Below are 23,728 nucleotides of genomic sequence, written 5' to 3'. Positions count from 1 at the left end.
GCCGAAGGTGCTGGCCCGCGAGTGGATCGCCTGGGGCGTGCTGGTCGCGGCCTCGGTCGGCGCTTCGGCGGTGGCCGGGGTGCAGCTGGCCCTGTTCCACCAGCTGCCGCACCCGTTGGCGTGGACGCTGGGGGCGGCGGCGGGGCTCCCGCTGGCGCTGGTTCCGGTGGCCCCTCTTCTGGCGTGGCGGCTGGGGCTGGGGGGCCTGGTCCTGGCGGTCGCCTCCATCGGCGCGTTCGGGGCCCCGCCCCACGACCTGTGGCCGTGGCCGGCGGCGGGGCTGGTGGCCATGGCCGTGCTGGTGTACGCGGTCGCCGTCGCGCACGGCGGCCGGGTGGCGGCGGGGGTGGCCGCCGCCACCTCGCTCGCCGCGTTCCNCCCGCCGCGCCGCTGGCGGGCGCCCCGCTGCTGCAGACACTGTGGCCGTGCGCCCTGGCCGCGGGCATCGCGGCGCTGGGGGCGAACGTGCGGGGGCGCCTGGCCGCCCAGCGGGAGCTGGCGCGCGAGGCGGAGCTGCGCCGCCGCGAGCACGCCCGGCAGGCGGCGCTGGAGGAGCGCTCGCGCATCGCCCGGGAGCTGCACGACGTGGTCTCGCACCACATGTCGATGATCGCCATCCAGGCCGAGGCGGCGCCCTACAAGTACCCGGGGCTGCCCGAGGGGGCCGCGGAGACCTTCACCACCGTGCGCGACGCCGCGCGCGAGGCACTGACCGAGATGCGCAGGGTCGTGCGGCTGCTCCGGGAGCAGGGCGAGGAGGCCGAGCGCGCGCCGCAGCCCGGGCTGGACCGCCTCGGCGAGCTGGTGGACGGCGCGCGGACGGCGGGCATGCGGGTGGAGCTGGACGACCGCTCGGGGGAGGTCGATCCGTCCGAGGCGGTGGAGCGCTCGGCGTACCGGATCGTCCAGGAGGCGCTGAGCAACGCCGCTCAGCACGCCCCCGGCGCCCGGGTCGAGGTCGCGCTGTCTCCGGTGGACGGTGCACTGGAGGTGCGGGTGGCCAACGGGCCCGCCGAGGGGGCGCCGCACGAGGACGCCGAGGGCCTCGGGCCGGGCGGGCACGGCCTGGTCGGCATGCGGGAGCGGGCGGCGGTCCTCGGCGGGTCGCTGCGGACCGGGCCGACGGCCGACGGCGGCTTCGAGGTGGTGGCCCGTCTGCCGCTGGAGGCGGGCGGTCCGCAGTAGGGTGGTCCGGTGCCGATCACCGTGATAGTCGCAGACGACCAGGCCATGGTGCGCGACGGGATCGCCGCGCTGCTGGACGCGGCCGAGGACATCAGTGTGGTGGCCCAGGCTGACGACGGCCGGGAGGCGGTGCGCCTGGTGGAGGAGCACCGGCCGGACGTGGTCGTCATGGACGTGCGCATGCCCGCGATGGACGGCCTGGAGGCCACCCGCAGGATCACCGCCCAGGCCCCGTCGCAGGACGGGGAGGACGCCGCCCGGGTGCTGGTGCTGACCACCTTCGACCTCGACGAGTACGTGTACGAGGCGCTGGGGGCGGGGGCCAGCGGGTTCCTGCTGAAGGACGCGCCCGTGGACGACCTGCGCGCGGCGGTGCGCACGGTGGCGCGGGGGGACGCGCTGCTGGCGCCGTCGGTCACCAAGCGCCTGATCGCCGACATCGCCGCCCGCCGCAGGGAGCGGGCGACGGCCCGCCCGGAGGCCTACGCGGACCTGACCCCGCGCGAGGCCGACGTCCTGAGGCTGGTGGCCAAGGGGCTGTCCAACGGCGAGATCGCCGATGAGCTGGTGGTCTCCGAGCAGACGGTCAAGACCCACGTGGGCCGGTTGCTGATGAAGCTCGACCTCCGGGACCGCACCCAGGCGGTGGTGTTCGCCTACGAGAACGGCATCGTCTGACCTCCCTCGGGGCCCGGACAGAGGCCAGGGCCGTGAACGGTCCGAGGCGCATCCCGTTCCCCTCCCTGCCGCAACGACCACCGCCCGCCGACCACCGCCCATCGTCCATCGCCCGCCGAAAGAGCATGGCTCGGCCGACGACGGAAAAGGTCGGCGCCCCTGACGGGTGGCGGAGTAAGGCGCAGGGCCTACGAATGGTCGCCGGTGAGGGCGGCGACAACGGAGCAGCGGGTACCCCGCTCGCGCCTGCTGGCCGGGCGGCGGGGCCCTTCGGTGCCAGAGGGAGGGCGGCGACGGCGCAGCAGGTCCCCCGCTCACTCGCCGCCGCCGGGCGCAGGCGTCCCGGCGGTACCAGCGATGAGCAGCAACAACGGGACAGCCGGTGCCCCGCTCACGCCTGCCTGCCGGGCGACAGGGCCCTTCGGCGCCAGGGAGACGGCGGCGACGACAAAGCGGGGCACTTTCCCGGTGTCGGCGGTCGGCCGCCGGGCCTCTCGCGGTCCGGGAAGAGCGGCGACGACGGGACGGCTGGTGCCCCGCTCACGGGCTCCGGCCGGGTGGCGGGCCGCCGGGGTGCCAGGGGGAGGGGCGGCGACGACAAAGCGGGGCGCTTCCCCGGTGATGCCGGTCGGCTGCCGGGCTTCTTGCGCTCCAGGAACAGCAGCAACGACGGGATAGGCGGTGCCCCGCTCGCGCCTGCTGGCCGGGTGGTGGGCCGCCGGAGTGCAGGGAGACGGCGGCGACGAAGAAGCGCGGCGGTTCCCCGGTCCTGGCGGTCGGGCGCCGGGCCTCCCATGGTCAGGGGCGAGGGGGACGGCAGGGGCCGTGCTCGCCCCGCCTGCCGGGGCTGGCCGGGTGGCCCGCCGCCCAGATTGCTCCCCCGTCTTCGCGTTCCGGGCACACCGGGCGCGCCAGGCGGCGGCAGTGCATCGATAGTGGTGGTATCGCCACGGAATGCGCAGTTGCGTGGCGATACCACCACTATCGATGGGGAACCGGCCCTTCCGGGCCGACGTCCGGCCGGGGCGGCCCGCCGGTCGTCCCGTTTGTCCGGATCGGGAGGGGGTGCGGGCCTCGCGCACGCCCGGAGCGGCCCCGCGGGCGGGGCGGGCGTGCGGTGGCGGCCAGACCAGAACGGGATTCGGTACCCGGCGCCCCTTCTACCGGCACACCAGACCCGATTGCGGCATTCTTCGTCACCCCGAGTAAGCGGAAAGGGGCCGAGGTCGGTGCGAGGCCCGGCACGGGCGGGCGCCCCGCCCCTCTCCTGGCGCCCCGCCCTCCTCGGCGAGCGGACGAACAGGGGCAATGAGGACACCGTGGCACCGAACCGCGTTCTGGTCTGGCCTCGATCGCACCCGGGAGCCGCCAGGAGGCGTCGATCAGCGCGCCCCCGCCCTCCCCACCCCTGTGACGGTGCGTGTTCACCCAGGTCACAAGGGTGCCCCTGGTCGGGGAGGGGCGCCCGGAGCGGGCCCGGTGGGTGCGCCGCGGGCGCGGGCGGACGCGACCGGGCCCCACCGCGCACCCGGCCCGGACCACGGGAGGCCCGGCGGCCGATCGGCGGCACCGGGGAACCGCCCCGCTTTGTCGTCGCCGCCCCTCCCCCTGGCACCCCGGCGGCCCGCCACCCGGCCGGTAGCCGTAAGCGGGGCACCAGCCGTCCCGTCGTCGCTGAAACGCCAGTACCGCAGGGGTCCCGCCGCCCGGCCGGCTGCCCGGAGCGGGGTACCTGCCGGGGCCGTCGCCGCCCCTCTACCCGGCACCCCGCCGACCCGTACCCGGGAACCGGGAGCGCCCTCGACGGGTGGTCCGTCGGGCGGCAGCAGCAGTGGTGACGGGCCTGGCCCATGACTCCTCCCCCGTTGCCAACGGCCCCGTTGCCGCCGACCCTCGCCCGCCCCTGGCGACACCGACACGGCAACGACCTGACCCGACCTGGAAACCCCCCTCCACCGCACGTGCCGGACCCCCGCCCCCACCCTCCGGGGGCATCCGGCACATCCCTCTCACGGGCGACGACGACGGCGCCCCCGGCGGGCATCAATGGAGATGAGGACGACGAGGGCGCCGAGCGGCACTTGCGACCGGTTCGGGGGAGGTCATGGGCGGTGGCAGGACGGCACACGCGTTCGCGCGCCTTCCGGTGCGCGCCGCCGCCTCGGTCCGGCGCTCCCTGACCAGGACCGCCGACCGGTTCGACGCCGCCACACCGCCGGACCGCGAACGGGCGCTCGACGGGCTGCGCGCCCTCGGCGTGTGCGGGATCGTGCTCGGCCACTGGCTCGTCACCGCCCTCGTCCTCTGGGCCGACGGCGGCCTGCGGATCTCCAGCCCGCTGCGCGACCTGCCCGGGCTCGCGCCCCTGAGCTGGGTCCTCCAGACACTCGCCCTGTTCTTCCTGGTGGGCGGCTACGTGTCGGCCCTCGCGCTGGACCGCGCCCGTGAGCGCGGGGAGCCCGAGCGCTCCTGGCTGCTCTCCCGGACCCGCCGGCTCGGCCGCCCCGTGGTGCTGGTCGCCGCCGCCTGGGGCGCCGGCGCCGTGCTCCTCCCGGTCGCCGGGGTCCCCGAGGCCAGCGTGCGGAGCCTGGTGCTGCTGGCGCTCCAACCGCTGTGGTTCATCGCCGTGTACACGGCCGCGACCCTGCTCACCCCGGTCGCGGTCGCCGTCGAGCGCCGCATCGGCCTCGGGGCCGCGGCCGCCCTGGTGCTCCCCGTCGCCGCCGTCGACCTCCTCCTGTACGGCCCGTGGACGACACCGGTCCCCGCCTGGGCCGGCCTGGCCTCGGTGCTGCCCGCCTGGCTGTTCGCCTATCTGCTGGGCATCTCCTGGGCCCGCGGCCGCCTCGCCCGCGGCCGGGCCTGGGCCCTGCTCGCCGGCGGCGCCGCCGCCCTCACGGTACTGGTGGCCGTCCTGGGCTACCCGGCGAGCGCGGTGGGCCTGCCCGGGGCCGACCGCTCCAACCTCAACCCGCCGTCGCTGTTCGTCCCGGCCCTGGCCGCGGTCCAGATCGGCGCCGCCGTCCTGCTGCGCGGCCCGCTGGAGCGGCTGCTGCGCCGACCCGCCGCGTGGGCGCCCGTGGCCGCGGTGAACCTCGCTGCGCTGACCGTCTTCTGCTGGCACCTGACGGCCGCGTCCCTGCCCGCGCTGGCCGCCGCGGCGGCCGGCCCACCCGTCCCCGGACTGACCTCGGCGCCCGACGGCGCGGGGTGGGTGGCCGCGCGGCTCGCCTGGCTGCCGGTGTTCGCGCTGCTCCTGGCCGCGTGCTCGATCGCGCTCCGGCGCTTCGAGGGCCCATGGCGCGGGATCGCGGCCTCGCTCCCCTTCCGGGCCGTCGTCGGCGCGGGCGCCGCCGCGTTCGCCCTGGCAGCGGTCCACCTGGCCTGATCCGGCGCCGCGCCCTGGTCCGCGCTATTCGGAGAAGGCCCGGACGAGCTCGGGCACCTCCCGGAGGTGGACCTTCAGCAGGTCCACGCTGCGCTCCCCGTCGTTCGCGGCGAGGGCCGCGGCGAGCTCGCGGTGCTCGCGCTCGATGACCGGCAGGCGCTCGGGGGCCTCGGTGATGGTCCGCACGGACAGCCGGACCTGCCGCGGACGCATCGCGTCGTACATCTCGGCCAGCACAGCGTTGCCCTGGTGCCGGACCAGGGAGGCGTGGAAGGCCTGGTCGAGCTGGGCCATCTCGTTCCAGTCGCGCCTGCGGCCGGCGGCCTCCATCGCCTCGATGAGCTCGGTGAACCCGGCGGGGGCGCCGCGGCCCCGCTCGCAGATCCGGAGCGCGGCGTCCGACTCGATGACGAACCGCGCCTGGTAGATCTCCTTCATCTCCTTGGCGTTGACGACCCTGACCTGGGCACCGCGGCGGGGGACGAGCTCGACGAAGCGCTCGGCCTGCAGGCGGTGGAGGGCCTCGCGCACGGGCGTCCGGGAGGTCCCGACCTCCTGGGCCAGGGCGACCTCGTCGAGGAACTGCCCCTCGGCGTACACCCCGGTCAGGATGGCCGAGCCGATCCAGTCGTAGGCGCGGTCGCGGGCCGAAGGCCGCGATTTACCGGTCGTGCCGCCGTTGCCGCTGTCCTTGCCGCTGTTCCTTTGGTCTGACACGGCCTCAGCCTACCTTTACAACCTCGGCATACTACGTGTATACATGTCGTCCACACCACGCGCACCGATGCCGCGCGTCACATCCGTCCGCATCCGCAAGCGCACGACCAGGGGGAACCCGCACCATGCCCGAGCAGAGCACGCCCCAACAACGGGACACCAGACACGCCGTCTGGCTGACGGAGCCCTCCGCCGCCGCCGTGGAGATGGCGCACCTGGCCGGGTACGGCACCGTCGTCCTCGACATCGAACACGGCCTGTTCGACCTGGCGGCCCTGGACTGGCTGATCCCGTTCGCCCGCAGCACCGGCATGGACGTCGTCGCCAAGGTGCTCGGCCCGGAGCGGGGACCCGTCCAGCAGGCCCTGGACTTCGGCGCGGACGCCGTGGCCATTCCCCACATCGAGTCCGCCGAGCACGCCAGGAGGGTCTGCGGCTACGCCAAGTTCCCCCCGCTCGGCGACCGCTCCTTCGCCGGGGGCCGGACCTCCGGCTACCGCGGGTTCACCGACGCCTGGGTCGCCGACCAGGACGCCGGCACGCGCTGCTACCCCATGATCGAGGACGCCTCGGCGTTCGAGGAGGTCGAGGCGATCCTCGCCCTGCCCGTCGTCGACGGCGTCTTCATCGGCCCCTCCGACCTGTCGCTGCGCCGCGGCCGCGGCGCCTACACCGTCGGCGGGGACGACCTGGCCGACCTGCGCAGGCTGGCCCGCGCCGCGCGGGCCGCGGGCAAGCCGTGGATCCTGCCCGCCTGGAGCGAGGCGGAGAAGCGCCTGGCCGTGGAGGAGGGGGCCGGGACCATCGTCACGACCATGCAGTACGGGGCGCTGCTGTCCGGGTTCACCGGCGCGCTCGACGCCCTGCGGAAGATCGAGAACGAGCAGAGGAGCCGTTGATGAGCCTGACCGCCGCCGTCGTCCAGTTCGCGCCCGGCGAGGACAAGGCCGCGAACCTGGCGTCGATCGAGGCGCTGCTGGGCGAGGCCGCCGCACGCGGCGCCCGCCTGGCCGTGCTCCCCGAGTACGCGGTCTTCACCGCGCCCGCCATGGACGACCGGTTCGTCGACAGCGCCGAGCCGCTCGACGGGCCCGCCGTGACCCGCCTCCGCACCGTCGCCGCCGGCCTCGGCCTCACCGTGATCGCCGGGGTCAACGAGGCGGCCGGCGACGGGCGCATCCACAACGCCCTCGTCGGCCTCCAGGACGGCGAGATCGCGGCCGTCTACCGCAAGGTGCACCTCTACGACGCGTTCGGCTACCGGGAGTCCGACCGGGTCATCCCCGCCGACCCGTGCGAGCCACAACTGCTGGAGGTCGACGGCTTCACCGTGGGCATGCAGACCTGCTACGACCTGCGCTTCCCGGAGACCTCGCGGGTCCTGGCCGACGCGGGGGCCGACGCCGTCGCCCTGCCCGCCGAGTGGGTGCCCGGCCCGCTCAAGGAGTACCACTGGAACACTCTGGTGCGCGCCCGGGCGATCGAGAACACCGTCTACGTGCTCGCGGCCGGCCAGAGCGGACCGGCCGGGGCGGGCAACAGCGCCATCGTGGACCCGATGGGCGTCGCCGTCGCCGCGCTCGGCGAGGCGCCCGGCATCGGCACGGCCGCCCTGGAGCGCGACCGGATCGACCACGTCCGCACGGTCAACCCCGCCCTGTCCCTGCGGCGCTACCGCGTGGCACCCGCAGGAGGCTGACCATGAGGCCACGTGCGCACCACCCCCGCCGCGGCGCGCGGCGGCTCACCGCGGCCGCCGCCGCGGGCACCGCACTGGCGGCCGCCGCGGCCGGACTCACCGCCTGCGGTACCGCGGACACCTACGTCCTGCACTACACGACCTACTCCAGCCCGACCTCCGACCAGTCGCGCGCGGCCCAGCGCTGGGCCGACGAGGTCGAGGAGCGGACCGGCGGCGGGGTCACCGTCCGCCTCCACTACTCGCAGAGCCTCGTCGACGCCGACGAGGCGGTCCAGGCGACGCTGGACGGGCGCGCCGACGCCGCCCAGGTCGGGTCCATCTACGCCGCATCGGACCTGTCGATGTTCACGGTGGTCGAGCTGCCGTTCGAGACCGGCAACCCCGAGGTGCAGATGAGGGCGATCGAGCGGCTCTACGAGGAGAACGCGACCTACCGGGAGGACTTCGACCGGCAGGGCGTGCGCCTGCTCTTCCCCCTCCCGCTGGGCCTCAACGCGATCGGCACGCAGGAGAAGGTGGAGAGCCTGGAGGACCTGCGCGGCACGAGCATCCGCTCGGGCGGGCTGACCTCGGAGGTCATGCTCGCCGCCGGCGCCAACCCGGTCGCGATGACGGCCACCGACATCTACGAGTCGATGACCCGCGGCGTCGTGGACGGCTACACCGCCCTCGCCCTGGCCAACCTGCCCACCTTCGGCCTGTCGGAGACCACGCCCTACATCACCGATCCCGGCATCGGGGCGTACTCGTCCTCGATCGTGGTCGTCAACGAGGACCTCTTCCAGTCCATGCCCGAGGGGTACCAGGAGGCGCTGACCGGCGCCGCCGGCAACGGCATCGCCAACGGACTGGAGGAGATGGACGCGCTCGGGGACACCGCGTGCCAGGAGCTGACCGCCGCCGGTGCGGAGTTCACCTCCCTCCCCGACGAGGAGGTCTCGGCCTGGAAGGAGGAGGCCGGGGTGGCCGAGGAGTGGGTCGCCCGCTACGAGGAGCGCGGCTACGACGCGCAGTCCGTGCTCGACGACTACCGGCGGATCATCGACGAGGAGACCGCGGCCTCCGACTACACCGCCCCGCTGGTCGACTGCATGGAAGGGGCGGAGCGATGAGGCGCCTGCGCATCCCCCGGGCGGCCGCCGCGGTCGCCACCGCGTTCAACCTCGCCGCCGGACTGCTGCTCCTGGCCCTGATGCTGCTGACCGTCGCCGACGTCGTCAGCCGCAACCTGCGGGACCAGTCGGTCCTGGGGACGGTGGACATCTCGACGCTGCTCCTGGTGGCCATCGCCTTCCTCGGCCTGGCCTCGGCGGAGATCGGCGGGCAGCACGTCTCGGTCGGCCTCGTCGAGATGCGGCTGGGCCTGCGGGCGCGCGCCGTCCTCTCCGGGGTCCGGGTGGTGCTCCTGGCCGCCCTCGGGGCCCTGATGGTCTGGGGGCTGGGCGAGGTCCTGGTCTCCGCGGTCGACCGCGGGGAGACGACCAACGACATCCTCCGGCTCGCCACCTGGCCCGCCAAGCTCGTGCTCTTCGCGTCCTTCCTGCTCTTCTTCGCCGTCGCGGTCGGGAAGGCGGCCCTGGAGCTGCGCGCCCTCCGCTCCGGCGAGGTGCCGGAGGCGGAGGGGGCCGGCGCCGCACCGGAGCGGCCCCGGACCGCGCACCACGACGACACGCACCACGACCACACGCACCGCGAGGAAGGGGGCGACCGATGACCGCCGGAACGCTCGTCATCGTCATCGCCGTCCTGGCGCTCTTCCTGGCCCTGCTCGCGATCCGGCTCCACGTCGGCATCGCGCTCATGGCGGCGGGACTGGCCGGCATCGTCCTGCTGCGGGGACCGGAGGCGGCGGTCAGCACGGTCGCCAACCAGCCGTTCTCCACGGCGGCCGACTACTCGCTGACGATCATCCCGCTGTTCATCCTCATGGGGGTGTTCGCCGTCCGGGCGCGGCTGGCGCAGGCGGGGTTCGATCTCGCCTCGCGGGTGCTGCGCCGCCTACCGGGCGGGACCGCGCTCGCGTCGCTGTCCGGGTCCGGGCTGTTCGCGGCGGTCACCGGGTCCAGCGTCGCGACCGTGGCGACCATGGCGCGGGTGTCCACCGACGCGGTCACCAGGGCCGGGCACGGGATCCGCCTCGCGGCCGGCGTCGTGTGCGCCGGGGGGACGCTCGGCGTCCTCATCCCGCCGTCCATCGTGCTCGTCCTGTACGGCGTGGTCACCGAGGAGAGCATCGGGCACCTGCTGCTCGCGGGCATCGGCCCGGGCCTGCTGACGGTCCTGCTCTACGCGGCCACCATCGTGCTGACGGTGCTCGTCCGCCGGCGCCGGAAGACCCGCGCGGGCGCGCAGGACGCACCGGGGACCCCGGACGCGCGGGGGGCGGAGGAGACCCCGGAGGCGCAGGAGCAGGCGCCCGCCGCCGGGGCCGGAGATCGGGCCGGTGGGGACGCTCCGCACCCCCGGCCGGACATCACCGGGTTCCTGTTCCTCGTGGTCATCTTCCTGGTGTCCGTGGGGACGATCTACCTCGGCCTGGCCACCGCCACCGAGGCCGCCTCCTTCGGGGCGCTGTCCGCGCTGGTCATCCTGCTCATCCGCACCCGCCCGCCCCGCTGGCTGCGCGCCGTCGGGGACTCCGTCGGCGAGGCGGTCGGGCTGACCGCCATGACGTTCCTGCTCATGGTCGGCGCCGGGGTGTTCACGTACTTCCTCGCGCTGTCCGGGGCGAGCACCGCGCTGGTCAACGCCGTCATCGGCGCCGATCTGGCGCCCTACGCCGTGCTGGTGCTGTGCCTGCTGCTGTTGCTGCCGCTGGGCATGTTCCTCGACGGGATCTCGATGATCCTCGTCGCGGCGCCGCTGCTGCACCCGATCCTCGTCGGGTACGGCTTCGACGGCATCTGGCTGGGCGTGCTCATCGTGAAGGTCGCCGAGATGGCGCTGATCACGCCGCCGGTCGGGATGAACGCGTTCGTGTACTCGGGGGCGGTCCCCGAGGCCGGCCTGGGCCGCATCTTCCGCGGAATCCTGCCGTTCATCGCCGCCGACGCGGTGGTCGTGGCGGCCCTCATCGCCTTCCCCGAGATCGTCACCCTCATCCCGTCCCTGTCGAGCGCACGGTAGCCCGCCTCCGCGCCGCCGTTCCCCTTCCCCCGTCCGCCCTTCGAAAGGAACCGCCGTGTTCACCGTCAACGACATGCCCCGGCAGATCGACGAGGACATCGCCGCCGAGCTCGGCGGGGTGTGCGTCTCGACCCTCGGCCACCTGCGCGACCACGGCTTCGCCCTCGGCCTGCAGCCGAACCGGCGCCCGCTGCGGTTCACCGGCACGGCCGTCACGGTGCGCATCCCCCACCTGGACTCCACCGCCGTCCACATGGCGGTCGACATGCTGCGCCCCGGCGACGTCCTCGTCGTGGACCAGTCCGGCGACCGCGCCCGCTCCTGTTTCGGGGGCCTGGTCTCGTTCACCGCCAAGGCCCGCGGCGCCGTGGGCGCGGTGATCGACGGGGCGGTCAACGACCACGACGAGACCCGCGCCTACGGCTTCCCGGTGCTCTCCCGCGGGTACAGCCCGCTGACCACCCGCATCGCCGGGATCGAGGGGGCGATCAACGTGCCGGTCACCGTCGGGGGCGCGGTCGTGCACCCGGGGGACGTCGTGTTCGCCGACTCCGACGGGGCCGCGTTCCTCTCCCCCGGGGAGGCCGTGGGCCTCGGGGCCCTCCTGAAGGCGAAGGAGGACGCCGAGGCCCCGGCGCGGGAGTCGATCGCGAACGGCGGCTCCATCGCGGAGTTCTCCGGCGCCGCGAAGTACCGCCCCTGAGGCTGCGCCGCAGGACGGCGGGGCCCGGCCCCGGGGAGGGGCGGGCCCCGCCGTTCGCATTCGCTCGGTTCGGGCCGAACCGGCCAGTATGTCGGGGCTCCCCGGGGTAGGACCTCACCAGCGACCGGCCATCGTTGGAGCCCCCATGATCGAGCTGCCGAAGCGCGTCCACGAGCACGCCCTGAAGCTCTCCCCTGAGAGCCTCCCGGTGTGCGTCCACGACCTCCCCCTCATGACCGGGCACGCCCGCGCGCTGCGGGCGCTCCTGCCCGGCGCGTTCGACCTCTACCTGCCCCTGCCCGACCCGCCGCCCGGTGCGGCCGGGGCCCTCGCCCCGCACACCACGGGTTTCCTCGTCGAGACGGTCCCCGCGCTGCGCACCGTGCTGCGCGAGTGCCCGGGGCGGCGGACCGTGCTCACCGGCGCGGGCAAGACCGCGGCCGACCTGGAGTCCGTGGTCGCCGACGCCGCCCGCGCCGAAGCGGTGGTGCTCGCCGACAGCCCGGGCGAGCTGCGCCTTCTGGAGCACTCGGCACGCCGCGCGGGGTACCCGGTCGGCGTGCTCCTGAGCGCCGACCCCTCCCCCGGGGACCGCGCCGAACCCGACCCCGACACCGCGCCCGGCGCCCCCTGGGCGGGGATGGACGCCGCCGCGCTGGTGGAGTGCGCCGAGGTGCTCGGGGCGGACCCTGCGGTGCGGGTCCTGGGGTTCGCCGCCACGGCACCCGTCGGGCGCCCTCCCGACATCGCCGCCCCTGTGGAGGCGCTGCGCCCGTGGAGCTCGATGTTCGGGATCTCCGCACCGGAATACGCCTTCACCGCGGCGCTCCCCGGTGCGCCCGACGCGGCCGGCGTGGGCCGGTCGCCGGTCCCGGTGGGACGCGCGCCCTCGGGGGAGCGGGTCGCGATCCTGGCGTCGGCGCCCGGCGCGGCCTGGTCCGGCTGGTTCCTGACCCCGGTGCTGGACGTGAAGCACCGCCGCGGCCGCGCCTACGCCCTGGTGGCCGCCGGGCGCTCCCCCGCCCCCGACGCCGCCGGGTTCGCGGTGGTGCCGCGGGACGACGTCTGGGACCGGCCGTGGAACCGCCCGGAGCTGGTGGACGAGCCGGTGACTGTGGCCTTCCGCGGGTCAGGCCCCGACACGGCGCGGTTCCCCCCGGCCCCGGTGGAACGCCTGCGCCCGGGCGACCTCGTGGCGTTCCCCGCGGCACCGTCCGACCCGGCCCCCCGCACACCGGGGCCGCAGGTCCACTGTCTGGGCACCGGCTGACGAGGCGTCCCCGGCGAGACCGTTCCCCGCAAGCTCCTCGACACCGGGCCCCCCAGGACCCGATCAGGACCGAACGGGCGCCCCGCCTCCACCACGCGGCTCCAACACCGGCGCTCGTCACATGCCTCCTAGGGAAAGGACCCTCCGGCCGTACCGGTCGGAACCCCACTCGTCCACCGACAGGACATGCCCGGCCTCCGCGCTGACCAGCGGACGCCTCCCCAGCGCCCCCTCCTCTCGGACTCCCGACACCGGAACCCACGGACCCGTTCAGCGACCAGAAGCACACCCCTGCCCACGCCACACGGCTCCGACACCGGCGACTCCTCTCGCGCTTCCGCGCCAAAGGGCCTTCCGGCCGTACCGGTCGGCACGCCGCTCGTCCACTGACGCCTGGCGGGCTCGGTCGGCTTCTCTCCCGGGACGGGCCTTCGGCGTCCCTCAGCAGGGACGGGGGCGGCGGGACCGCCGCCTCCAGCCGGGCGGGCCGCCCGGTCCTCAGGCTCCTTCGCCCGGGTCGGGGATGCGGTCCAGGAGGGCCGCCAGGCCGTCGGCGTCCGGCAGGTCCGACGGGCGGACCGTCTCGCCCGCGCGTACGTAGTGGAACGCCGCGCCGACCTCCTCCAGGGGGACTCCCGCCAGCTCCGCCCACGCCAACCGGTAGGCCGCCAGCTGGACCGCCACCGCCGCGCGTTCGCGGCCGCTCTCCGGGGGCCGCCCCGTCTTCCAGTCGACCACGTCGTAGCGCCCGGTCCCCGCGTCCCGGAACACCGCGTCCATCCGCCCCCGGACCAGCCGGTCGCCGATCACCGTCTCGAACGGCACCTCGACGTCCAGCGGCACCCGGCCGCCCCACTCGCTCTCCTCGAACCGGCGCCGCAGCTCCTCCAGGTCCTCGTCGTCCTCACCGGCGGTCTCGTCCGCGGCCCCCGGCAGCTCGTCGGGGCCCAGCAGGCTCTGCTGCCCGTGCCGCTGCTCCAGCCAGGAGTGGAAGGCCGTCCCCCGCCGGGTGTGCGGGGCCGGGGGCCGCGGCATCGGCCGCCGGATCCGGCGCGCCAGCGCCTCCGGGTCGCGCGCCAGCACCACCAGCGACGACACCGACAGGTGCGCGGGCAGCTCCACCTCCACCGGGTCCGGCCCCCCGGCCTCGGACGCCCGGTGCGCCAAGAGCAGCTCGGTGTCGCGCGCCCATCCGTCCAGGCGCCGGCGCGCCCGCGCCGACAGCGGCGACCGCTCCAGGGCCTCCGCCCACGCCGCGCCCTCCTCGGCCGCCCGCTCGACCAGCGCGGCCCCGGCCTCCAGGCCGCGGTGGCGCCGCGCCTCCGCGCCGGAGAGCTCCTCCGGCGGCAGCGGCCACTCGACCGGCTCCGCGCCCGAGGTCTGGGGGTTCTCCTCGCCCTCCTCCGGCGGCGGCGCCCAGGCGGCCACCCGACCGGCACCGGCCTCGCACGCCTCCCGGACCTCCTCCAGGAACGGCGACGGCCCGCGCTTGGAGGCGCTGTCCCGCCCCCACCAGTGCCCCGTGCACACCAGCGCGAAGGACGCCCTGGTCACGGCGACGTAGGCGAGCCGGCGCTCCTCCATCAGGTGGCGCTCCTTCTCGGCCTCCTTGAACGCCTTGACCGAGGCCTTGTCCACGTCGTCCAGGCGGGGCAGCCCCGCCGCGTCCCCCCGCAGCGGGTAGGGCAGCTGGTGGGCGTGGCGCACCCACCCCCCGGACTCGCGGGGGCTGGTCGGGAAGACGGACGAGCGCCCTCCTCCGCCGGCCAGTCCGGGCACCACCACCAGCGGCCACTGCAGCCCCTTGGCGGCGTGCACCGTCATGAGCTTCACCGTGTCGCCGGCGCCGACCCGTTCCCCCGGCTGCAGCCCCCGCTCGGCCCCCTCGGCCGAGCGCAGGTAGGTCAGGAACGCCGCCAGCGTGGGGTCGTCGCTGCTCCCGGCGAAGCGCACCGCCGCGTCCATGAACGCGTCCAGGTCCGCGCGCGCCGCCATCGGGTCGCGCCCGGGCCGCGCCGCGACCTCGATGTCCAGCCCGAGCACCCGCTCGACCTCGGCGATCAGGTCCGGGAGCGGCTGCCCGGCGAGCTTGCGCAGCCCGCGCAGCTCGGCCGCCAGCATCGCCAGCCGCTCGTACCCGGCCTCGGAGTACCGCTCGGCGGATCCCAGGTCGTCGAGGGCGTCCACCAGGCTGCCGCTCTCGGCGGTCAGGTCCAGCACGGTGTCCCGCAGCAGGTTCTCGCCGGGGGCCGCGCCCGGACCGGCCCCCTCGCCCGCCGCCTCCGCGGGCCCGTCGGCGCCGCCGCGCTCGGGCGCCCGGGACGCCGCACCGGTCAGGTCCCGCCGGGCCTCCCGCACCAGCTCGGCGGCCCTCTCCCCCAGCGCCACCAGGTCCCGCGGCCCCAGCCGCAGCCGCGGGCCGGTCAGCAGCCGCGCCAGCTCGTTGCCGGCCGACGGGTCGTGCACCACCCGCAGCGCCGCGATGACGTCGCGCACCTCGGGCACGGTCATCAGCCCGCCCAGCCCGACGATCTCCACCGGGATGCCGCGCGCCTCCAGGGCCTCGCGCACGGCGGCGAACTGGGAGCGCTTGCGGCACAGCACCGCGACCCCGCCGGGCGTCAGCCCGGAGCCGCCCTCGCCCTCGGGCCAGGGGCGCCCGTCCGGGGCCGCGCCCTGGGCGCCCTCCTGCATCGCCGACTCCACCGTCCGCGCGATCCACGCGGCCTCCTCGGTCTCGGTCGGCAGCAGGGCGCAGGTCACCGCCCCGCGCCCGCGCCGTGCCGGGCCGGGGTGCAGCACCGGCACCTCGGCCCCCTCGGCCCGCAGCGGCTCCGAGACCCGGGTGGCCACCGACAGGACCCGCTCGCCGTTGCGGAAGCTGGTGGCGAGCACGCGCACCGGCGCCGGGCGCCCCGGCCCCTCCGGGAAGTCGGTGGGGAAGCTCTTCAGGCTCCCGGCGCGGCCCCCCCCCCAGCCGTAGATGGACTGGCAGGGGTCGCCCACGGCGGTGACCGGGTGGCCGCCCCCGAACAGCGCGCGCAGCAGGAGCAGCTGGGCGTGGCTGGTGTCCTGGTACTCGTCGAGCAGGACCACCCGGTACCGGCTGCGCTCGGCCATGCCGACCTCGGGGTGGCGCTCGGCGATGCGGGCGGCCAGCGCCACCTGGTCGCCGAAGTCCATGGCCTCCTGTGCCGCCTTGGCCGCGGTGTACCGCTCCACCAGGGGAAGCAGCTGCTCGCGGGTGGCCTGGGCCGCCTCCAGGGCGCCGGTGGTGTCCTTGGTCCGCTCCCGGGCCGGGAGCACGGCCGCGCGCTCGCGGATCCAGCGCCCCACACCGCGCACGTCGTCGGGGGTGCGCAGGTGGTCGGCGAGGTCGCCGGCCAGGGCGAGCACCCGGTCGGTGACGGTGGCCGGGGCGACGTCGACCGCGTCCATCGGGCCGTCGTAGGCGGCGACGGCCTGGGCGGCCAGCTGCCAGCTCTGCCCCACGCTCAGCAGCCGCGTGGAGGGCTCGACCGCCTCGCGCAGCGCGTGGTCGCCGACCAGGCGGGCGGCGTAGGAGTTGTAGGTGGCCACCTCCGGTTCGCCGTCGAGGACCTCGGCCGGGACCTGGTCCACCGCGCGCAGCTGGTCCAGGCGCTTGCGCACCCGCTCGGCCAGCTCGGAGACGGCCTTGCGGGTGAAGGTCAGGCCCAGCACCTGCTCGGGCCGGACGTACCCGTTGGCGACCAGCCAGACCACCCGGCCGGCCATGGTCTCGCTCTTGCCGGACCCGGCCCCGGCCACGACCACCGACGGCCCCAGCGGGGCGGCGATGACCTGCGCCTGCTCGGCGGTGGGCTCGGGCTGCCCGAGCAGCCGGGAGATCTCGGCGGGCGTGAGGATCCGCCGCGGCCGCACCGGGGCCTCCGGCCCGTCCGTGTCCTGCGCGTCGCTCATCGCCGACCCCCTTCCCGTGCCGCGGCCTCCGGTGCCGTCGCTTCTGTCGGTGCCGCCAGTGCCGCGAGTGCCGCCGGTTCTGTCGGCGCCGTCGGCGCCGTCGTGTCGTCCCGCCTCGCGCCGTGCGCCCTGTGGATCCCGCACGCCCCCGGGCACCGGCCGCCGGGCCGTGTCCGCCGACGCGGTCTCAGCCGCGTCCGGTCCGCCCCCTCTTTCCGCTCGGCCGAGTGGCGGCCGCGACCGCAGGGGGGCACCGCTCCGGCGAACGCGAACGGGCCGTCCTCCCGGCGTCCGGCCCTCTGCCCTCCCGGGGCGGCGGCCACAGTGGCGGCAGGGGCCGCGCGACGACGCCGACCGAGGCGGCCGCGCCTGCTCCGCCACCGGCATCCGGCACGGCCGACCGACCGCCCCTCCTTCGCCGGCCTCCACCGGGCAGGGCGCACGGCCCCCGTCGACGGTCCAGGCGCCCCCGCCCCCGCAGGTTCTGCCGAGCGCACCCCGCTCACACCCGCCTCCCCTCGTCGTGGGCGGGGCAGCTGGACTTGACCGGGCAGGAGTCGCACCGGTCGTTGCGGGTCGCGGTGAACCGCGCCCCCGCCATGCCCTCGGCGGTCTCGCGCACCAGGTCCTCGGCCCACCCCGGCTCGCCGTCCTCGCCCAGGGCCGCCTGCTCCTGCTCGCGCGCCCGCTGGGCGAAGCCGCCCTTGCCGACGTGCACCAGCGAGGCCCCGCCCGGCTCGACCAGCCCCAGCCGGGAGAAGGCGCCCTTGAGCACGGCCAGCTGGTACACCCCCAGCTGCGGCAGGCGGGCGATGTCGTCCTTGTGCGGAGCCGACGCCCCGGTCTTGATGTCCACGACGAACCCGCGCCCCTGCTCGTCGCGCTCCAGGCGGTCCACCCGGCCGGTGATCTCCACCCCGCCGACGTCGACGGTGAACCCCTCCTCGGTGACGACCAGCTCCCGCGCGTCGGCGCGGTGCCAGTCGATGAGCCGCCCGACCATGCGGTCGGCGGCCTCGCGCTGCTTGCCCGCGTACCACCGGCCCCCGAAGTCCAGCTCCGACCAGACCTCGTCCATCCGGCGGTCGATCTCCTCCTTGGGCATCCCCTGGGCGACCAGCACCGCCACCGCATGGACGATGCTGCCCAGCGCCGAGGCGGTCTCGGCCGACGACGCCCCCGCCCCCTTCTCCAGCAGCCACCGCAGCCGGCAGGTGCCGAAGAGCTCCACCTGGGACGGTGAGACCCGGATCCCCTCTCCGTCCTCGGCCAGCGGCCGCGCGTCCGACCAGGGGGTGAGCCCGTGCCACTCGGCGGGCGCCGCCCCGCGCACCCCCTCCCGGGCCAGGCGGGCCAGGTGCACGGCGGCGGCGTGGCGCAGCGCGTCGGGGCGCTCGGGGTCGGTGACCACCGAGCGCAGGTCGGCCACGAGCGCCGGCAGCGACAGCCACCGCCGCCCCGTGCCGACCTTCTCGGGCTCGCCCACCCCCAGCTCGTTCAGGAACCGGGAGGGGCGCTCCTCGGTGTCCTCGCCTCCGACCGCGGTGACGACCAGCCGCGAACGCGCGCGGGTGGCGGCGACGTAGAACAGCCGGCGCTCCTCGTCCAGCATCTTGGAGGCGGCCGCCGCACCCGCGGCCGGGTCGCCGTCGCCGCCGAACCCCGAGACGGCGTCCACCAGCGCCTCCACGCCCAGCAGCGATCCGCGCAGCCGCAGGTCGGGCCATTCGCCCTCCTGTACCCCGGCGACCACCACCAGGTCCCACTCCAGGCCCTTGGACCGGTGCGCGGTCAGGATCCGCACCGCCTCGCCCTCCGGGGCCCGCTCGGCCAGGGTGTCCCCGGGGATCTCCTGGGCCTCCAGGTCCTCCAGGAACCCGTCCGGGGTGCCGGGCGGAAGCCGGTCGCAGTACCGGGCGGCGTTCTCGAACAGCGCCACCACCGCGTCCAGGTCGCGGTCGGCGGCGGCGCNGGCCCCCCCCCAGCCGGTCGCCGAGCCCGGCCGTGCGCCACACCTCCCACAGCACGTCCTCGGCGCTGCCCCCGGAGGCGGCGGTGTCGGCGACCGTGCGCAGCAGACCGGCGATGCGCCGGGCGGGCGCCGCCACCGCGGGGTCGACCAGGGTCAGCTCGCGGGGATCGCGCAGGGCGTCGGCGACCAGCACCGCCGAGGCCCGCGGCACCGCCGGGCCGCCGCCTTCCCGGTCCCCGGACCCCCCGGCGTCCCCGGCCGCGACCCGGTCCAGCTCCAGGCGGCGCAGCGCCCGGCCCAGCCGGCGCAGCCGCACCGTGTCGGCGTCGCCGAAGGGCGAGATGAGCAACTCGTGGGCGGCGTCGGCGTCCAGGGTGTCGGGGTGCAGCCCGCAGCGCAGGAGCAGCAGCNCCGGCGGCAGCTCGTCGCCGCCGACGGCCACCGGCACCCCGGCGGCCATCAGCGCGCGGCGCAGCACCGGAACCTGGCGGGCCGAGGAGCGCACCAGCACCGCCATCCGCGACCAGTCCAGCCCCTCGACCAGCCGGGCCCGGCGCAGGAGGTCGGCGATGACCGCCGCCTCCTGGGTGGGGCTCTCGGCGACCATCGCCCGGACCTCCCCCTCGGCGGCGCCGTCCAGGGGGGCGAGCTCGCGGTGGGCGTTGACCGGACCGCCGCCGGGGGCGGGGGCGGCCGGCAGCCGGCGGGCCACGCCCCGGGAGGCGCGCAGCAGCGCGGGGCCGCTGCGGCGGCAGGTGGTCAGGGCGACGACCGGCGCGGCGGCGCCGTCGGGGGCGGGGAAGCGCTGCGGGAACTCCAGGATGCCCCGTACGTCGGCGCCGCGGAAGCCGTAGATCGACTGGTCGGGGTCACCGACCGCGACCAGGTCGCGCCCGTCCCCGGCCAGGGCGTGCAGCAGCTCCTCCTGGGCGGGGTCGGTGTCCTGGTACTCGTCGACGAAGACGACCTCGCGGCTGGCCCGCTCGCGCGCCAGCACCTCGGGGTCGCTCAGCAGGTTGGCGGCGATGCGCACCAGCTCGGCGTAGTTGAAGGTGGGGACCGGGGCCACGTCGAAGCGGCCGGTGTAGCGGTCCATGAAGTCGCCGGCGGCCACCCAGTCGTCGCGCTCCCGCAGGCGCCCGAGCCGGTCCAGGTCCTCGGGGCCCAGTCCGCGCTCCTGGGCGCGCATCAGGAAGTCGCGCAGCTCCTCGGCGAAGCCGCGGGTGGACAGCGCGGGCCGGAGCCGGTCGGGCCACATCTCGGCGCCGTCGGCGTCCTCCCCGGCCAGGATCTCCCGCATCTCCATGAGCTGCTCGGGCCCGGAGAGCAGGCGCGGCGCCTGGTCGCCCATGCGCTGGAACTCGCGGCGGATCAGCGCGTAGGCGTAGCTGTGGAAGGTCATCGCCAGCGGTTCGCGGGTGGTGCGGCGCAGCCGGCCGGTGATGCGGTGGCGCAGCTCCTCGGCGGCCTTGCGGCTGAAGGTCAGCACGAGCACCGCCGAGGGGTCGGTTCCGCGGTTCTCGATGCGGTCGACCACGGCCTCGACGATGGTGGTGGTCTTTCCTGTGCCGGGTCCGGCGAGCACCAGCAGCGGCCCGCCCTTGTGCGCGACCACGCGCCGCTGGTTCTCGTCCAGCACCGGCGGCGGCGCCTCGGTGTGCGCACGCCGCACGAGACGGTACGGGGACGGGTTCACCCGACCCAGTTCACCACATGCCCACCCGCCTCCGGGAACGAGGACTCGAACATCCGTACCCGTTTTTTACGGGAGATGGCGCACACCGCACGCCCTGCGCGCACACGCGACCCCGGTCCGTCACCGGACGGCCCCCTCACACCGGGTCTCCGGGGCCGGGGCCCTCCCAGCGGGCCGCGGCCATGTCGACGCGGCCGGAGGCGCGCAGCGGCGTTCCCTCGGCCGCGTAGTGGGACCGCGCGCGGACCTCCAGGCCGGGCGCGGGCGTGCCGTCGGCGCGCAGCACCCGCCACCAGGGGACGCCGCCACCCCAAGCGGACATCACCGCCCCGGCCTGGCGGGGCCCGCCCTCCCCCAGGAGCTCGGCGATGTCGCCGTAGGACATGACCTTCCCGGCCGGGATGCGGTCGACCACGTCGAGCACCCGCTCGGCGTACTCGGTGGGATGGCTGTCGGGTCGGGGCATACCGGGGACCCTAGCGCCCCGGGCGCACAGGGGCGCTCCGGCCCGCTCCCCTCAAGGGCGGGCCGGAGCGCCTCCTTACCGGTCGGAACGGGACCGCTCAGTGCGGGACCGCGCGGTGGCGGTGCATCCCCGAGGCCTGGAGGCTGCCGACGACCCCCGCGATCATCGCGACCAGCCCGAGGCTCCACGAAGTCCAGGCGGCCGCGGTGTTCAGCGTGAACTCCATCAGCCACGGCAGCACGAACACCAGCGCGCCCAGGGCGAACACGACGGCCTCACTGGCCATCAGCCCGGGCCGGGTGATGGACATCGTCGCCGCGAGGACGATCAGCAGGCCCAGGACGAACATCGCCGCCCTGGGCGGGCCGACCATCGCGTCCCAGATCCAGCTCACCGACAGCAGCACACCCGCCGCGACCGCGATCCAGTCGGCCGAGCGCCCCTTGCCCTGCATGGCCGCACCTCCCTCACCGCCGACACCGCCGATCGTCACGTCGGCACTCGGTAGATACCCATGCGTGGCACAGATCACAACCCGCTCACCCCCAGTCCAGGGGCAGGGGCCCTGGACACGCCAAGGCCCGGCCCGCCGAAGGCGGGCCGGGCCCCTGTGGCGACGGGACAGCGCCCGACGGGACCGGTCGATCGGCCGGGTGGCCGGTCGGTCAGTAGGTGGGAAGGCTCGGGTCGACCTGGTTCACCCACGCCAGGACGCCACCGCCCACGTGGACGGCGTCGGAGAACCCGGCGCCCTTGAGCGCGGCGAGCGCCTCGGCCGAGCGGGCGCCCGACTTGCAGTGCAGGACGACCTTCTTGTCCTGGGGCAGCTTGGCGAAGGCCTCCCCGCTCAGGAACTCGCCCTTGGGGATCAGGACCGAGCCCGGGATCCGGACGATCTCGTACTCGTTCTTCTCCCGGACGTCCACGAGCTGGAAGTCCTCGCCGGCGTCCATCATCTGCTTGAGCTCGCCGGCGGTGATGGTGGACCCGGAGGCGGCCTCCTGGGCCTCGTCGGAGACGGTGCCGCAGAACTCCTCGTAGTCGATGAGCTCGGTGACCGTGGGGTTCTTGCCGCACAGCGGGCACTCGGGGTCCTTGCGGACCTTGACCGCGCGGTAGTTCATCTCCAGGGCGTCGTAGATCATCAGGCGGCCGACGAGCGGGTCGCCGAACCCGGCGAGCAGCTTGATGGCCTCGTTGACCTGGATGGAGCCGATCGAGGCGCAGAGCACGCCGAGCACGCCGCCCTCGGCGCAGGAGGGCACCATGCCGGGCGGCGGCGGCTCCGGGTACAGGCAGCGGTAGCAGGGGCCGTGCTCGGCCCAGAACACCGACGCCTGGCCGTCGAAGCGGTAGATCGACCCCCACACGTACGGCTTGCCGAGCAGCACGCACGCGTCGTTCACCAGGTACCGGGTGGCGAAGTTGTCGGTGCCGTCGACGATGAGGTCGTAGGGCTCGAAGATGCGGAAGGCGTTGTCGGAGTCGAGCCGCTCCTCGTGCAGGACCACCTCGACGTTGGGGTTCACCTCGCGGATGGAGTCGCGCGCGGAGACCGCCTTGGGGCGGTCCACGTCGCTCTGGCCGTGGATGATCTGGCGCTGCAGGTTGGACTCGTCGACCACGTCGAAATCGATGATGCCGAGCGTGCCCACGCCCGCGGCGGCCAGGTAGAGCAGGGCGGGCGACCCCAGGCCGCCGGCGCCCACGACCAGCACCTTGGAGTTCTTCAGGCGCTTCTGGCCGTCCATGCCCACGTCGGGGATGATCAGATGGCGAGAGTAGCGGCGCACCTCGTCGACGGTCAGCTCGTCGGCTGGTTCGACCAGCGGCGGCAGCGACACAGCGGCTCCTCATTGGTTCTCGTCGGCGCCACGGCGCCCGCGGTCCCTCCGGAAGGGGCCGGGAGCCGGCCGGAGGTTCGGTTCGGGCACGTGACGAGCTTGCTCTTATACCCAACCTACGGGGTGGGGTTTTGCATTCCCCGTTCGGGGACCCGGCTCGAACGGACTCACGCCGACGCGGGCGGAACGGAACGGGCGAGGTCGCGGGGGCTCCGCCTCGACCAGGGCGCCGGGCCCGCCGTCAGGCCGGCCGGGTACGGGAGGCGTCCGCCCCGGTGAGGAACGGGCGCACTTCCCGGGCGACCGCCTCGGGGCGCTCCATCATCGCCACGTGCCCGGTCTCCTTCATCAGCACCAGCCGGTTGCGCGGGAACACCCGCGCCGCCCGGCGGGCGACCCGCGGGTCGATGAACCGGTCGGCGGTGGCGTAGACGAGCAGGGTGGGCACGTCCACCCCGGCGGCCTGGCGCCACAGCGCGCGCGGGCCGCGGCGCAGGTACTCGGCGACCAGCCCGCGCAGGCTCTCCAGCACCGACTCCACGGCGTGCCCGTGGTTGTCCCGCTCCCGCTCGGCCTCGAGCGCCTCCATGACCCGCTGGGCGGGGGCCGAGGCGGGGTCGAAGTAGGTGGCGTCCAGCATGTCCTGGACCCGGACCTCGGCGGGGCGGCTCTGGATACGCGTGTAGACGGCCGGTCCGAGCACCGGGACGAGGGCGCCGACCATCTGGTAGGGCACCAGCCGGGGGCGCAGGTCGGGCAGGGCGGGCGAGATCAGGGTGAGGGTGCGGACCAGTTCGGGGTGGTCGGCGGCCAGGCGCACCGCCACGGACCCGCCGAGGGAGTTGCCGACCAGGTGCACCGGGTGGTCCCCGGCGCGGATCAGCGCGGCCGCCGCGGCGGCGTGGGCGTCGACGGAGTAGTCGCCGTCGTCGGGCGGCGGGGACAGGCCGAACCCGGGGAGGTCGGGCGCCTCCCCGTGGTGGCCTTCGGCCAGGCCGCCCATCAGGTCGGTCCAGTCGGTGGAGGAGCCGCCGAGTCC

16 protein-coding genes and 1 pseudogene are annotated in these 23,728 nt (G+C 75.6%); 10 read left to right on the top strand and 7 right to left on the bottom strand.

The genetic code is table 11. The features are described 5' to 3' along the window. Positions 1-465 precede the first annotated feature (465 nt). From D450_RS35035 to D450_RS0127285, 3 genes are all read left to right on the top strand, one after another. A complete protein-coding gene (locus D450_RS35035; protein ID WP_017541802.1) occupies positions 466-1,185 on the top strand; it encodes a histidine kinase in 720 nt (239 codons plus the stop codon). Positions 1,186-1,194: 9 nt separating this feature from the next. Beyond that, a complete protein-coding gene (locus D450_RS0127290) occupies positions 1,195-1,863 on the top strand; it encodes a response regulator (protein ID WP_083932817.1) in 669 nt (222 codons plus the stop codon). A 2,104-nt stretch (positions 1,864-3,967) separates the two neighbouring features. Then, positions 3,968-5,251: an acyltransferase family protein gene (locus D450_RS0127285; protein ID WP_017541800.1), complete on the top strand. Its 1,284-nt coding sequence runs from the start codon at positions 3,968-3,970 to the stop codon at positions 5,249-5,251. A gap of 24 nt (positions 5,252-5,275) precedes the next feature. On the opposite strand, the gene D450_RS0127280 is transcribed toward D450_RS0127285, so the two are convergent. Further along, positions 5,276-5,968, bottom strand: coding sequence for a GntR family transcriptional regulator (locus D450_RS0127280; protein WP_017541799.1), 693 nt, complete (start codon positions 5,966-5,968; stop codon positions 5,276-5,278). Positions 5,969-6,093: 125 nt separating this feature from the next. Here D450_RS0127280 and D450_RS0127275 point away from each other — a divergent pair, with 125 nt between their 5' ends. The 7 genes from D450_RS0127275 to D450_RS0127245 all read left to right on the top strand — a co-directional run bounded on the left by D450_RS0127275 (position 6,094) and on the right by D450_RS0127245 (position 12,769). Further along, complete coding sequence (locus D450_RS0127275) at positions 6,094-6,867, top strand: HpcH/HpaI aldolase family protein (RefSeq protein ID WP_017541798.1); 774 nt, start codon at positions 6,094-6,096, stop codon at positions 6,865-6,867. Next, positions 6,867-7,667 carry a carbon-nitrogen hydrolase family protein gene (locus D450_RS0127270; RefSeq protein ID WP_017541797.1) on the top strand — a complete coding sequence of 267 codons (801 nt, stop codon included), beginning with the start codon at positions 6,867-6,869 and terminating at the stop codon, positions 7,665-7,667. Before D450_RS0127275 ends, D450_RS0127270 begins: the two co-directional genes overlap by 1 nt. Positions 7,668-7,669: 2 nt before the next feature. Beyond that, the gene (locus D450_RS0127265) at positions 7,670-8,782 is read left to right on the top strand and encodes a C4-dicarboxylate TRAP transporter substrate-binding protein (protein WP_017541796.1); all 1,113 of its coding nucleotides are present in this window, start codon (positions 7,670-7,672) and stop codon (positions 8,780-8,782) included. Then, positions 8,779-9,384: a TRAP transporter small permease subunit gene (locus D450_RS0127260; protein ID WP_017541795.1), complete on the top strand. Its 606-nt coding sequence runs from the start codon at positions 8,779-8,781 to the stop codon at positions 9,382-9,384. Before D450_RS0127265 ends, D450_RS0127260 begins: the two co-directional genes overlap by 4 nt. After that, positions 9,381-10,796, top strand: coding sequence for a TRAP transporter large permease (locus tag D450_RS0127255; protein ID WP_017541794.1), 1,416 nt, complete (start codon positions 9,381-9,383; stop codon positions 10,794-10,796). The genes D450_RS0127260 and D450_RS0127255 overlap by 4 nt, the downstream gene beginning before the upstream one ends. A gap of 55 nt (positions 10,797-10,851) precedes the next feature. Continuing rightward, the gene (locus tag D450_RS0127250) at positions 10,852-11,499 is read left to right on the top strand and encodes an RraA family protein (protein ID WP_017541793.1); all 648 of its coding nucleotides are present in this window, start codon (positions 10,852-10,854) and stop codon (positions 11,497-11,499) included. A 145-nt stretch (positions 11,500-11,644) separates the two neighbouring features. Further along, entirely contained in the window at positions 11,645-12,769 is a 1,125-nt protein-coding gene (locus tag D450_RS0127245) for a type III PLP-dependent enzyme domain-containing protein (RefSeq protein ID WP_017541792.1), read from the top strand. Positions 12,770-13,267: 498 nt separating this feature from the next. Here D450_RS0127245 and D450_RS0127240 read toward each other — a convergent pair whose 3' ends face one another. The 6 genes and pseudogenes from D450_RS0127240 to D450_RS31460 form a co-directional block, all read right to left on the bottom strand. Beyond that, positions 13,268-16,711 (bottom strand): ATP-dependent helicase, encoded by a 3,444-nt coding sequence (locus D450_RS0127240; RefSeq protein WP_017541791.1) that lies wholly within the window; start codon positions 16,709-16,711, stop codon positions 13,268-13,270. A gap of 502 nt (positions 16,712-17,213) precedes the next feature. After that, positions 17,214-20,355, bottom strand: a pseudogene (locus tag D450_RS31465) (ATP-dependent helicase). Between the two features lie 160 nt (positions 20,356-20,515). After that, the gene (locus D450_RS0127230; protein WP_017541787.1) at positions 20,516-20,845 is read right to left on the bottom strand and encodes an MGMT family protein; all 330 of its coding nucleotides are present in this window, start codon (positions 20,843-20,845) and stop codon (positions 20,516-20,518) included. 97 nt (positions 20,846-20,942) lie between these two features. After that, complete coding sequence (locus tag D450_RS0127225) at positions 20,943-21,338, bottom strand: SPW repeat domain-containing protein (RefSeq protein ID WP_239647297.1); 396 nt, start codon at positions 21,336-21,338, stop codon at positions 20,943-20,945. 172 nt (positions 21,339-21,510) lie between these two features. Further along, the gene (gene moeZ, locus D450_RS0127220; protein WP_017541785.1) at positions 21,511-22,689 is read right to left on the bottom strand and encodes an adenylyltransferase/sulfurtransferase MoeZ; all 1,179 of its coding nucleotides are present in this window, start codon (positions 22,687-22,689) and stop codon (positions 21,511-21,513) included. A gap of 241 nt (positions 22,690-22,930) precedes the next feature. Next, a complete protein-coding gene (locus D450_RS31460; protein ID WP_017541784.1) occupies positions 22,931-23,692 on the bottom strand; it encodes an alpha/beta fold hydrolase in 762 nt (253 codons plus the stop codon). Positions 23,693-23,728: the final 36 nt, after the last annotated feature.

The organism is Nocardiopsis halophila DSM 44494 (assembly GCF_000341245.1).
GTDB classification, from domain to species: Bacteria; Actinomycetota; Actinomycetes; order Streptosporangiales; family Streptosporangiaceae; genus Nocardiopsis_A; species Nocardiopsis_A halophila.
The sequence above is the reverse complement of the archived record's forward strand: the minus strand, read 5'-3'. Positions and strand labels throughout refer to the sequence as shown.

What these genes read in the sequence shown, in the direction of transcription:
- D450_RS0127285 (WP_017541800.1), top strand. Translation starts at nt 3,968, where the DNA reads ATGGGCGGTGGCAGGACGGCACACGCGTTCGCGCGCCTTCCGGTGCGC.
- D450_RS0127270 (WP_017541797.1), top strand. Translation starts at nt 6,867, where the DNA reads ATGAGCCTGACCGCCGCCGTCGTCCAGTTCGCGCCCGGCGAGGACAAG.
- D450_RS0127255 (WP_017541794.1), top strand. Translation starts at nt 9,381, where the DNA reads ATGACCGCCGGAACGCTCGTCATCGTCATCGCCGTCCTGGCGCTCTTC.
- D450_RS0127260 (WP_017541795.1), top strand. Translation starts at nt 8,779, where the DNA reads ATGAGGCGCCTGCGCATCCCCCGGGCGGCCGCCGCGGTCGCCACCGCG.
- D450_RS0127230 (WP_017541787.1), bottom strand. Translation starts at nt 20,845, where the DNA reads ATGCCCCGACCCGACAGCCATCCCACCGAGTACGCCGAGCGGGTGCTC.
- D450_RS0127245 (WP_017541792.1), top strand. Translation starts at nt 11,645, where the DNA reads ATGATCGAGCTGCCGAAGCGCGTCCACGAGCACGCCCTGAAGCTCTCC.
- D450_RS31460 (WP_017541784.1), bottom strand. Translation starts at nt 23,692, where the DNA reads ATGGGCGGCCTGGCCGAAGGCCACCACGGGGAGGCGCCCGACCTCCCC.
- D450_RS0127275 (WP_017541798.1), top strand. Translation starts at nt 6,094, where the DNA reads ATGCCCGAGCAGAGCACGCCCCAACAACGGGACACCAGACACGCCGTC.
- D450_RS0127240 (WP_017541791.1), bottom strand. Translation starts at nt 16,711, where the DNA reads ATGAGCGACGCGCAGGACACGGACGGGCCGGAGGCCCCGGTGCGGCCG.
- D450_RS0127265 (WP_017541796.1), top strand. Translation starts at nt 7,670, where the DNA reads ATGAGGCCACGTGCGCACCACCCCCGCCGCGGCGCGCGGCGGCTCACC.